Origin of the sequence: Pseudomonas fluorescens (assembly GCF_002022275.1) — a bacterium.
Lineage (GTDB): Bacteria > Pseudomonadota > Gammaproteobacteria > Pseudomonadales > Pseudomonadaceae > Aquipseudomonas > Aquipseudomonas fluorescens_AJ.
The window spans coordinates 1-10,232 of the sequence record NZ_MSDF01000049.1 but is presented as its reverse complement, the minus strand read 5'-3'; the positions used below and the strand labels follow the sequence as shown (position 1 = coordinate 10,232).

Sequence of the window (10,232 nt, the reverse complement as noted above, 5' to 3'; positions counted from 1 at the left end):
CCCACATTTGGATCTCCATTTTGTCTGGGGGAACGCGGTCTGCTCTAGCAAAAACAGCGCTTTTGATCCAACCACTCAGGTCGGCTCTCAGGCCGCCGTGCTTTAGATTTTGATCTTGATCTGAGGCGCCCCGTTAACCACGCTGGCCGAACGCAGGCTTGAATCCGTGGGTAACCCGGCAGGACGCCGGGTTAGCCGCGCTGGGCCAAGGATGGCCCATCGCGGCGGCCCACGGATTCAAGCCGGAGTGAGGGCACACCGAGCCTAGGCGAGGTGCCGAGTGGTGGGGCAAGAGCCCTTTGGTTACTTTGGGGCTCTTTTCCAAAGTGACCCGCCGTAAGGGCGGAACCATAAGCGGCCATCACCCAAATAACGGATATACACCCACCCGAGACAGTGCGAAGCCCCCCCACCTCTGGTTACAATCACCGCCCTCTTCGACTCCTCCAAGGAACTGCCATGTCCGGGCTTGAACTGTTCGCCGCCGCCCTGGGGGTGATCGCCGTCTGGCTCACGGTCAAACAGAACCCCTGGTGCTGGCCCATCGGCCTGGTAATGGTGCTGCTCTACACCTGGGTATTCTTCGACGTAAAACTCTATTCCGACATGCTCCTGCAAGTGGTCTACGCCGCCCTGCAACTCTACGGCTGGTGGCAATGGACCCGCGCCGGCGACGTCAAACAAGGCCGTCAAGTGACCAGCCTCGGCGTTCCGGCAATCATGTTCAGCCTGGCGATCGGCGCCGTGTTCAGCCTGCTGCTCGGCGCCGCCATGGCCCATTGGACCGACGCCGCCCAACCCTGGCTCGACGCCGCCCTCACCGGTTTCAGCCTGGTTGCACAAATGTGGATGGCGCAAAAACGTGTGCAATGCTGGCCGTTGTGGATCGCGGTGGACGTCATCTTCGTCGGCCTGTTTCTCTACAAAGGTCTGTACCTCACCGCCGCGCTGTATGCCCTGTTCACCGTGATCGCCGTGCAAGGCTGGCGTGAATGGCGCGCCGATCCGGCGCTGCACGCATGAAGGTAGTGGTACTGGCTGGGCCCGAATCCAGCGGCAAAAGCTGGCTGGCGGCAGAACTGCAAGCGCACTTTGGCGGCATCATGGTCGGCGAATACGTGCGCTATTTCATCGACCATCATCAGCGCGACACCACCCTGGCGGACATCCCGGACATCGCCCGTGGCCAACTGGCCTGGGAAGACGCGGCCCGCGCCGAGCGCCCTGCGCTGCTGATCCTCGACACGCATTTACTGACCAACAAACTGTGGAGCCAAACCCTGTTCGGCGACTGCCCGGCCTGGCTCGACAGCGAACTGCTCGCACGCCATTACGACCTGCACCTGCTGCTGTCCCCCGAAGACGTGGAATGGACCGCCGACGGCCAGCGCTGCCAGCCGGACCTGGCGGATCGCCGGGCGTTTTTCCAGGGCAGCCTGGGCTGGATCGAAAGGCATCAGCAACCTGCCCTGGTGATACGCGGCAGTTGGGCAGAGCGTCGCGCCATTGCGTTCAACGCCGTTGAACGACTCCTCATCGAGGCCACTTCATGACCACTCCACTGCGTATCGCCATCGTCGGCGCCGGCCCTGGCGGCTTGACCCTGGCGCGAATCCTTCACCACCACGGCGTGGCCGTCAGTGTGTTTGAGCGCGAACGCGGGCCGCTGGAACGCCCCCAAGGCGGCACCCTGGATTTGCACGTCGAATCGGGCCAACTTGCCTTGCAGCAGGCGGGCCTGGAAGACGCCTTCAAACGCATCGCCCGCTATGAAGACCAAGGCTCGCGACTGATGGATCAGCACGGCCGTCTGCTGTTTGAAGACCCGAATCCGCAGGCGGGAGACCGCCCTGAAGTCGATCGCACACACCTGCGCCAGATTTTGCTGGATTCACTGCCCGAGGGTTGCGTGAATTGGGACGTCAGCCTCCAGCACGTCAGCCAGACCGATGACCAACGCTGGACGCTGCATCAAGGCGAACTCAGCTACGGTCCGTTTGACCTGGTGGTCGGTGCCGATGGCGCCTGGTCGAAAATCCGTCCGTTGCTCTCGACGTACCAGCCGCAGTACAGCGGGCTGACCTTTATCGAATTCAACATCGACGATGCCGACCGCCTGCACCCAGCGGTGGCCCGTCTGGTGGGTCGCGGCACGCTGCAAGTCGCCGGTGAAGCCAAATCCATCATCGTGCAACGCAACGCCAATGCCCACCTGCGCGGTTATGCAATTTTCCGCGTGCCGACGGACTGGGCAGCGAACCGCATCGACTTGGCCAATGCCGCCTCACTGAAACAACACTTCGAAGGCTGGCACCCGGACGTGCTTGCGCTGTTTGATGCCGCCAAGCCGACCATGCTGGCCAGGCCGATCTACGCGCTGCCCGTCGGCCATCGCTGGGCGCACCGCCCGGGGTTAACGTTGATCGGAGATGCGGCGCACCTGATGTCGCCGTTTGGCGGCGAAGGGGTGAATGCGGCGATGCTCGATGCGGCCGAACTGGCGCAGCATCTGCTGGCGATACCTGACGGCTCGAAAGCCGTGCAGGCTTATGAAAACCACATGTTCGAACGGGTGATACCGGCGGCCCAGGGCAGCGCAGAAGGCGCTGCCACCCAGCTATCCCATGACAGCCTGGCGCTGTCCCTGGCCCACCTGCATCAGCACCTCATGCCTCAATAACCCAAAGACAAGCCCGTGTTGCGACGCGGATCATTCGCACCGTAGAAACGGTTGTTGCCCACCGGATTGCCGCCCAGAGACGGTGCGCCCACCAGAATCGCCGCCAAGTGGTTGGCATCCTGTGGGCCGGCAAACTTGTGGCCCCAGCTTTCCAGAATCTTCTGGGTGTCGGGGCTGACCGCAAAGCGTTCAAGGTTGGTGGTTTCAGGCATCCACTGCTGGTGGAAACGTGGCGCGTCCACGGCTTCCTGGATGTTCATCTTGTAGTCGATGACATTCAGGATGGTCAGCAAGGTGGCGGTGATGATGCGACTGCCGCCCGGCGTACCCACGACCATCACGGCCTTGCCGTCCTTGGTCACGATGGTCGGGCTCATCGACGACAACGGCGCCTTGCCCGGGGCGATGGCGTTGGCTTCGCCCTGCACCAGCCCGTACATGTTCGGCACGCCGACCTTGACGGTGAAGTCATCCATTTCATCGTTGAGGATCACCCCGGTCTTGCTCGCCATCACGCCCGCGCCGAACCAGTCGTTGAGGGTGTAGGTGACCGAGACCGCGTTGCCCCACTTGTCGACGATCGAATAGTGCGTGGTGTTGTTGCCTTCATGGGGCGACACGCCCGGTTTGATCGCCTGGGAATCACCGGCTTTCTGCGGTTCGATGGCGGCGCGCAGTTTGGCGGCGTAGTCCTTGTCCAGCAGGTGGGCAATCGGGTTCTTCACAAAATCCGGGTCGCCGAGGTAGCTGTTGCGGTCCACGTAGGCGTGGCGCATGGCTTCGATCTGGTAGTGCAAGCCTTGGGCCGAGTGATAGCCCAGATCGGCCATCGGGTAGCCTTCAAGGATGTTCATGATCTGGCAGATGACTACGCCACCGGAGCTTGGTGGCGGTGCAGAGACTACGTGGTAGCCACGGTAATCACACTCGATGGGCGCCAGTTCGCGGGTCTTGTACTTGTCCAGATCCGCTTGGGTGATGATGCCTTTGCCCGCCTGGCTGGAATCGACCAGAGCCTTGGCAACCCAACCTTTATAGAAGCCGTCGGTACCCTTCGCGGAGATTTCCTTGAGGGTCTTGGCCAGGTCTTTCTGCACCAGCTTCTGGCCGACCTGCATCGGTTGGCCGTTGTGCAGGAAGATGCCGCGCAGGTCTTTGTCTTTTTCAAACTCGCCAGTGGCGGTGTGCAGCAGGTCGATATCACCCTGCTCCAGCTCAAAACCGTTTTCCGCCAGCTTGATCGCCGGGGCAATCACCTGGGCGCGCTTGAGGGTGCCGTATTTGCTCAGGGCGGTTTCCATGCCGGAGACGGTGCCGGGCACGCCGACCGCCAGGTGGCCTTTGGCACTCAGGCCTTCCACCACGTTGCCGTCTTTATCGAGGTACATGTTGGCGGTGGCCGCCAGTGGGGCTTTTTCACGGAAGTCGAGGAAGGTCTTGCGCCCGTCCGCGAGCTGTACGGTCATGAAACCGCCGCCGCCCAGGTTACCCGCCGCCGGGTACACCACCGCCAGCGCATAGCCCACGGCCACGGCCGCATCGACCGCGTTGCCGCCGGCCTTGAGTACATCCACACCCACATGAGTGGCCAAATGCTGGGCGGTCACCACCATGCCGTTTTCACCGGCTACAGGGGCCTGTGACGCGGCTTGCACACCGCTGACCGTCAACACCAGCGCAGTGGCAATCAAGGTAAGGCTGAAGGTTTGGTATTTCATCCATGGCTACTCTAGTTATTGGGACGCACCAAAATAGCCCTTCCCGGATCCAATCCCCAGCGCAATGGCGTTTTTATTACAGAACTTGTCGGTCACAGAACGGACGCGAAAAACCCCATGCTATATTTCGCGCCCTGACTGTCGTGAGAGGCGCTCCCCATGGTGATCAAGAAGACCGGAATTCGTGCCCAACAGGCGGACCAGACGCGTGCGCGCATCCTGCAGGCGGCGGTCAAGGTGTTCACCCGCGACGGTTATTCCGGGGGCCGTGTCGACACCATCTCCAAGGAAGCCGACTCCAACGACCGCATGCTTTATTACTATTTCGGCAGCAAGGAACACCTGTTCGTCTGTGTGCTGGAGCACATCTACGAGCAGTTCAACAAAGCCGAAAGCAAGCTCAAGCTCGACCTGTCAGCGCCGGTGCAGGCCTTGGGCGATCTGGTGGCGTTTATCTGGCATTACTACGTCAAGCACCCGGAATTCGTGGCGATCCTGAGCATCGAGAACCTGCACCAGGGCAAGCATGCCCAGCAGTCCGGTGAAATGCGCCGGTTGTCAGGCGAAGCGGTCGGCGTGCTGCGGCCGATCATCGAGGCGGGCCAGGCCCAAGGCGTGTTTCGCCAGGATGTGGACCTCAAGCACGTGTATTTGATGATTGCCTCGCTGTGCTACTTCTATAACTCCAACCGCCATACGCTTAGTTCGTTTTTGGGTGAAGACCTGTCGAGCAAGGGGCAGCAGCAGGATTGGCTGGGGTTTATCAGCGATTTGGTGCTGCGCGGCGTATCACCAACCCCCCAGTAGAAACCGAATCAAACTGTGGGAGCTGGCTTGCCTGCGATAGCGGTTTTCCAGTCAACATTTCCAGTGACTGACACTCCGCTATCGCAGGCAAGCCAGCTCCCACAGTTGATTTTCATAGGGCTTGAAATATCAGTGGGTACCGGGGTTGGCACGCAAGTGCGCCACCTTCTGCTCCAAGCCCTTCCACACCGGCGCATTCAACGCAAACTGCACGCGCAAGTACGCCACCAGATCCGCCACCTGGCTGTTCGACAAGCTGTCCTTGAACCCCGGCATGTAGCCAAGATCCTTGGTCGCCGGCGTGCTGATACCCTGCAGAATCACCTTGATCAAATTATCCGGCTGATCACTGTGCACATTGGTATTGGTCGCCAGTGACGGGCTGACCCCAAACAGTTTCGGCCCCAGACCATCGGCGTGACAGGCCTTGCACGAACCCTCAAAGACACGTCGGCCATTGGGATTTGGCAGCGTCACCGGCACGGTTTGCACCTCGGCCGTCGCTTCTCCATTCAGTGAAGCCAAATACACCGCCATCGCGCGGATATCGGTCGCCGGCAACTTCGACAACTCACTCACCACCGGCCCCATTGGGCCTGCGGCCACGCCATGGGCGTCCGAGTAGCCCGTACTCAAATAGGTGAACAACTGATCTTCGGTCCATGGCGTCGGCGCCTTGGACAAACCCGTCAACGCCGGCGCCTCCCAACCATCGACCATGCCACCGGCGAGGAACGCCTTGCCGCCCTTCTCCGCGCCCATCAGGTCTCGCGGCGAATGGCACGCCGCGCAGTGCCCCAGGCCATTGACCAGATAATTGCCACGGTTCCACTGCTCACTGCGCGCAGGCTGCACAGTGATCTCGCCGCGCCTTAAATTCAGCGCATTCCACCCCGCCATCAACGGCCGGATATTGAACGGAAAGCGCATGGCATTCGGCGTCGGCGCCTGGCTGACCGGCGTCTGGCTCATCAGGTAGGCATACAGCGCCTGCATGTCCGCATCATTGATATTGCGAAACGCCGTATAGGGAAATGCCGGGTACAGGTTGCGCCCGTCGCGGCCAATACCGTCGCGCATCGCCCGTTCGAACGCCGGGTACGACCAGGCGCCAATCCCCGTCTTCTCGTCCGGGGTGATGTTGCTGCTATACAGCGTGCCGAATGGCGTTTGCATCGCCAGCCCACCGGCGTTGGTCGCGCCACCCGGCGCCGTATGGCACACCGCGCAATCGCCGACGGCCGCCAGCAAACGCCCGCGCTCCAGGGTCGCTTTGGACCAGGTACCGGCACTGGGCGGAGCAATCGGTGCGATTTCGCTGTGGAACGGCCAGGCCGTCGCCATCAGCGCGCCCAAGGTGGCGAACAAGGCGCCGAACCACCATTTTTTGCGTTTCTCAGGCGACTTGGCCGGCTCGCCCAAGGTTCCGGCATTCAGCGCCGCCAGCACCCGCTCGGGCGTGATCGGCAGCTCGCGAAAACGAATCCCGGTGGCGTCGTAGATCGCATTGGCAATCGCCGCCGCACTCGGCACCGACGCGGACTCACCCGCGCCCATGGGCGGCTGGTCCTGGCGCGGCATCATCAGCACATCGATTTTTGGCACTTCGGGAAAGGTCAGGATCGGGTAACCGCCCCACTCCTTGCTCGCCACCGTCGACTCTTCAAAGGTCACCCGCTCCTTCAGCACGCGGCTGGTGGACTGGATCACATTGCCGTGAATCTGATGCTGCACGCCCGCCGGGTTGATCATCATCCCCGAATCATGGCCGATCACCACCCGCGTCACCGACACATCGCCGGTGTGCTTGTCGATCGCCACATCCGCCACCCAGGCTGCCCACGCGGCGCCGAAGCCGGGGAACTTGCTGTGGATGTAGCGCGCGTAGGCAAAGCCTCGGCCACGCAACAGGTGATCTTCATTGGCGGTTTGCATCGGCGCCGTGCGCGGCGCCCAGTTGGCGCGCTCGGCGGTGGATTTGACCAGGTCGATGGCGCGCTCGTCCTTGAGGTAGCGCAGGCGGTATTCAACCGGGTCGACGCCGGCGGCAAACGCCAGTTCGTCTATATAGGATTCGTGGGCAAAGGTGTTGGGCAACGCCGACACGCCGCGCATCCACGAGGCGCGCACGATGGGCGCCATGTCGTTGATGGTCACGCGCATGTTGTCGATGTCGTAGGGCGGGATCGACGTGCGGTCGCCCATTTCAAACATGGCCGCTACCGGCTCCACCCGGCCGGTCAGCAACAGCGCCAGGGTTGGCGCACCATTGGACGGGTAGCTGGTTTCAAAGTCGTAGGCGGCGATGCTACCGTCAGCGTTCAGCCCGCCGTCCACATCCATCAATTGAGCCGTGCCCTTCGGCTCCCACAGATGTTCCTGTTCGCGGGTCAACTGCACGCGCACCGGCTTGCCGACCGCACGGGATAACAGCAAGGCATCGGCGCAGACGTCATCCGCGCAGTTACGCCCATAACAGCCCGCCGCTTCCATGCGGATCACGTCGATCAGCGCCTCGTCGCACTCCAGCAGCCATGCAAGATCGGCGCGCAACAGGTGCGGGTTCTGGCTGCCGGACCACACGCGACTGCCCGCCGGCGAATAATCCGCCACGCCGCAGGAAGGGCCGATTGACCCATGCATCTGATACGGCCACAAATAACTGCGCGGCATGCGCTGGCTGGCGCCTGCCAAGGCGTCATCGACATGGCCTTGATCGAGCACCGTACGCCGTACTCGAGGGTTGTCGCGAATGGCCTGCTCCACGTCGCTCATGTCCGGCAACGCGTTGTTCCACGGCTTCCAGTGCACCTGCAATTCATGGGCGGCCTTGATCGCCTGTTCCTCGCGCAGTGCCACCACACCGACAAAATCACGGATCACCACCACGGCGACGATGCCGGGGATATGCGCGATAGACGACTCATCCACGCGCAGCAGGCTATTGCCGACAAACTCCCCGCAATCGAGCCCGGCGTAGGGTGGGCGCACCACCCGGCCGTGGAGCATGCCTGGCACGCGCATGTCGTGGATGTAGGTCAGCTCGCCAGTGGCCTTGCCGGGGATGTCCACGCGCGCGGCGCCCTTGCCCACCAAGCGGTAATCCTCGATGGCCTTCAACGGCGCATCACCGCTGATACGCAACTGGTCGTGCTGGCCGCTGACCAGCTCACCGTAGGTGGTGGTCCGCCCGTCTGCAGCCCGGATGACACCGGCCTCGACGTTAAGGCTGGCCGTGCTGACGCCCCAGCGCCCCGCCGCGCGCGCCAGCAGGAAACGCCGGGCTTCGGCGGCGGCGTTGCGCAACGGGATCGCGGAAATCTGCAAGGTCGCGCTGGCGATAGTCGCGCCTTGATTGGGCGCGCGCTCGGTATCGCCGAGCACCATCTTTACCTGCTCCAGGCTCAGGTCCAACTCTTCGGCGACGATTTGCGCCAGCGATGTGCGAATGCCGGTGCCCAGATCAACGTGGCCGTTAAACGCATACACCAGGCCATCGTCATTCACCGCGATAAACAACCCGAGTTCCTTGGGCTTGACGGTCGGCGTGCCGCCCTTGGCCACCGGCCCCGAAGGTGGCAGCACATCATCGACGATCAGCAGGACGCCAGCCTTGGCCAGCCATTGGTCACGGGAAAGGGTCGTATCGGTCATGGTCGTCTATCCACAGTCATCAGGCGGGCGGCACGCAGCACGGCGCGCAGGATTTCGATATGGGTGCCGCAGCGGCAGAGGTTGCCCGACAGCTCGTTGCGGATCTCGGCTTCGCTGGGGTCGGGGTTGCGGTCGAGCAAGGCCTTGGTCGTCATGATCATGCCGTTGAGGCAGTAGCCGCATTGCGCGGCCTGCTCATCAATAAAGGCTTGCTGCACCGGGTGCGGCGCCTGGCGTGTGCCCAGGCCTTCGAGGGTGACGATCTCGCGCCCCACCGCGCCCGACAGCGGAAACACACAGGAACGCGCGGCCATGCCGTCGATGATCACCGTGCACGCGCCGCACTCGCCGAGGCCGCAGCCGTACTTGGGGCCGTTGAGTGCCAGGTCATTGCGCAGCACCAGTAACAGCGGCGTGTCCGCCATGGCGCTGACGTCGCTTTTTTCGCCGTTGACCTCAAGTGTGACGGTGATATTCGGGCTGATCATTTGCTTCGCCTGTGCCAATTGGTGAAGTAGTCACTACACGAAACAGTCAAAAAAAAGCGTCGCACACCTGGGGCCTCGCGACACACTTGACACGTGAAGTGCTTACTACATCAACTCAGAGCAAAAACGATGCCAGCGCCGATTATTCCTGCGGATCGTCGATCATCTTGCGCAGCAGAAACAGGATCGCCACGCGTTCTGCGGGGTTGAGATTGCTCAGGGTCAGCTCGCTGATCTGCGCAGCCCGGGGCGCGGTCTGGCTGACCAGCTCGGCACCGGCGGCAGACAGGTCCACCACGACTTTGCGTTTGTCTTGCGGGTCCGGCTCCAGGGTAATCAGCTCCTTGGCCTTGAGCCGCTCGACAATCCCGCGAATGGTCGCCTGGTCGACGGCGGTGGCCTTGACCAGCTCGGTCAGGGAACTTGCACCATGATCGCGCAGTGCACACAGGGTGACGAACTGCACGGCGGTGAGCTGGGAATCGCCGACATTCTGCTGAAAAATCGCCAGGTGGCGCTGGTAGGCCTTGCGCAGCAGGTGGCCAACTTGTTCAGAGAAAACGTAGGAATCAGGCACGGCGCGCTCGGTGGGTGGTGGGCGATGGGGGGCATGATGGCGGGCTTATAGGGTGGACTCAAGCTTCTCGCTGAAGAAACAGGGTTAGTGGTGTGGGGGCTGGGTACATATCCGTTATTTGGGTAACGGCTGGAATGGGTTCCGCCCTTACGGCGGGTCACTTTGGAAAAGAGCCCCAAAGTAACCAAAGGGCTCTTGCCCCAACACTCGGCACCTCGCCTAGGCTCGGTGTGCCCTCACTCCGGCTTGAATCCGTGGGCCGCCGCGATGGGCCATCCCTGGCCTGTCTCTTATACACATCTGACCCC

At 62.2% G+C, this 10,232-nt stretch carries 8 protein-coding genes; 4 read left to right on the top strand and 4 right to left on the bottom strand.

Annotated elements, in window-relative coordinates:
* Positions 1-459 precede the first annotated feature (459 nt).
* From pnuC to BFW87_RS24435, 3 genes are read left to right on the top strand one after another with little or no spacing between them, the layout of a single operon-like run.
* Positions 460-1,023 (top strand): nicotinamide riboside transporter PnuC, encoded by a 564-nt coding sequence (pnuC, locus tag BFW87_RS24445; protein ID WP_078742282.1) that lies wholly within the window; start codon positions 460-462, stop codon positions 1,021-1,023.
* Positions 1,020-1,553 carry an AAA family ATPase gene (locus BFW87_RS24440; RefSeq protein WP_078742281.1) on the top strand — a complete coding sequence of 178 codons (534 nt, stop codon included), beginning with the start codon at positions 1,020-1,022 and terminating at the stop codon, positions 1,551-1,553. Before pnuC ends, BFW87_RS24440 begins: the two co-directional genes overlap by 4 nt.
* A complete protein-coding gene (locus BFW87_RS24435) occupies positions 1,550-2,680 on the top strand; it encodes an FAD-dependent oxidoreductase (protein WP_078742280.1) in 1,131 nt (376 codons plus the stop codon). Before BFW87_RS24440 ends, BFW87_RS24435 begins: the two co-directional genes overlap by 4 nt.
* On the opposite strand, the gene ggt is transcribed toward BFW87_RS24435, so the two are convergent.
* Positions 2,674-4,398 (bottom strand): gamma-glutamyltransferase, encoded by a 1,725-nt coding sequence (gene ggt, locus BFW87_RS24430; RefSeq protein WP_078742279.1) that lies wholly within the window; start codon positions 4,396-4,398, stop codon positions 2,674-2,676. The genes BFW87_RS24435 and ggt overlap by 7 nt on opposite strands.
* Before the next feature lie 159 nt (positions 4,399-4,557).
* Here ggt and BFW87_RS24425 point away from each other — a divergent pair, with 159 nt between their 5' ends.
* On the top strand, positions 4,558-5,205 hold the full coding sequence (locus tag BFW87_RS24425; protein WP_078742278.1) for a TetR family transcriptional regulator: 648 nt from the start codon (positions 4,558-4,560) through the stop codon (positions 5,203-5,205).
* Positions 5,206-5,334: 129 nt separating this feature from the next.
* Here the strand turns inward: BFW87_RS24425 and BFW87_RS24420 are convergent, their stop codons facing one another.
* The 3 genes from BFW87_RS24420 to BFW87_RS24410 all read right to left on the bottom strand — a co-directional run bounded on the left by BFW87_RS24420 (position 5,335) and on the right by BFW87_RS24410 (position 9,924).
* The gene (locus tag BFW87_RS24420; RefSeq protein ID WP_078742277.1) at positions 5,335-8,859 is read right to left on the bottom strand and encodes a molybdopterin cofactor-binding domain-containing protein; all 3,525 of its coding nucleotides are present in this window, start codon (positions 8,857-8,859) and stop codon (positions 5,335-5,337) included.
* On the bottom strand, positions 8,856-9,347 hold the full coding sequence (locus tag BFW87_RS24415) for a (2Fe-2S)-binding protein (RefSeq protein WP_078742276.1): 492 nt from the start codon (positions 9,345-9,347) through the stop codon (positions 8,856-8,858). Before BFW87_RS24415 ends, BFW87_RS24420 begins: the two co-directional genes overlap by 4 nt.
* 142 nt (positions 9,348-9,489) lie before the next feature.
* Complete coding sequence (locus BFW87_RS24410; protein WP_078742275.1) at positions 9,490-9,924, bottom strand: MarR family winged helix-turn-helix transcriptional regulator; 435 nt, start codon at positions 9,922-9,924, stop codon at positions 9,490-9,492.
* Positions 9,925-10,232 lie beyond the last annotated feature (308 nt).

Coding starts and splice junctions, on each gene's coding strand:
- pnuC (WP_078742282.1), top strand. CDS start 460: ATGTCCGGGCTTGAACTGTTCGCCGCCGCCCTGGGGGTGATCGCCGTC.
- BFW87_RS24440 (WP_078742281.1), top strand. CDS start 1,020: ATGAAGGTAGTGGTACTGGCTGGGCCCGAATCCAGCGGCAAAAGCTGG.
- BFW87_RS24435 (WP_078742280.1), top strand. CDS start 1,550: ATGACCACTCCACTGCGTATCGCCATCGTCGGCGCCGGCCCTGGCGGC.
- ggt (WP_078742279.1), bottom strand. CDS start 4,398: ATGAAATACCAAACCTTCAGCCTTACCTTGATTGCCACTGCGCTGGTG.
- BFW87_RS24425 (WP_078742278.1), top strand. CDS start 4,558: ATGGTGATCAAGAAGACCGGAATTCGTGCCCAACAGGCGGACCAGACG.
- BFW87_RS24420 (WP_078742277.1), bottom strand. CDS start 8,859: ATGACCGATACGACCCTTTCCCGTGACCAATGGCTGGCCAAGGCTGGC.
- BFW87_RS24415 (WP_078742276.1), bottom strand. CDS start 9,347: ATGATCAGCCCGAATATCACCGTCACACTTGAGGTCAACGGCGAAAAA.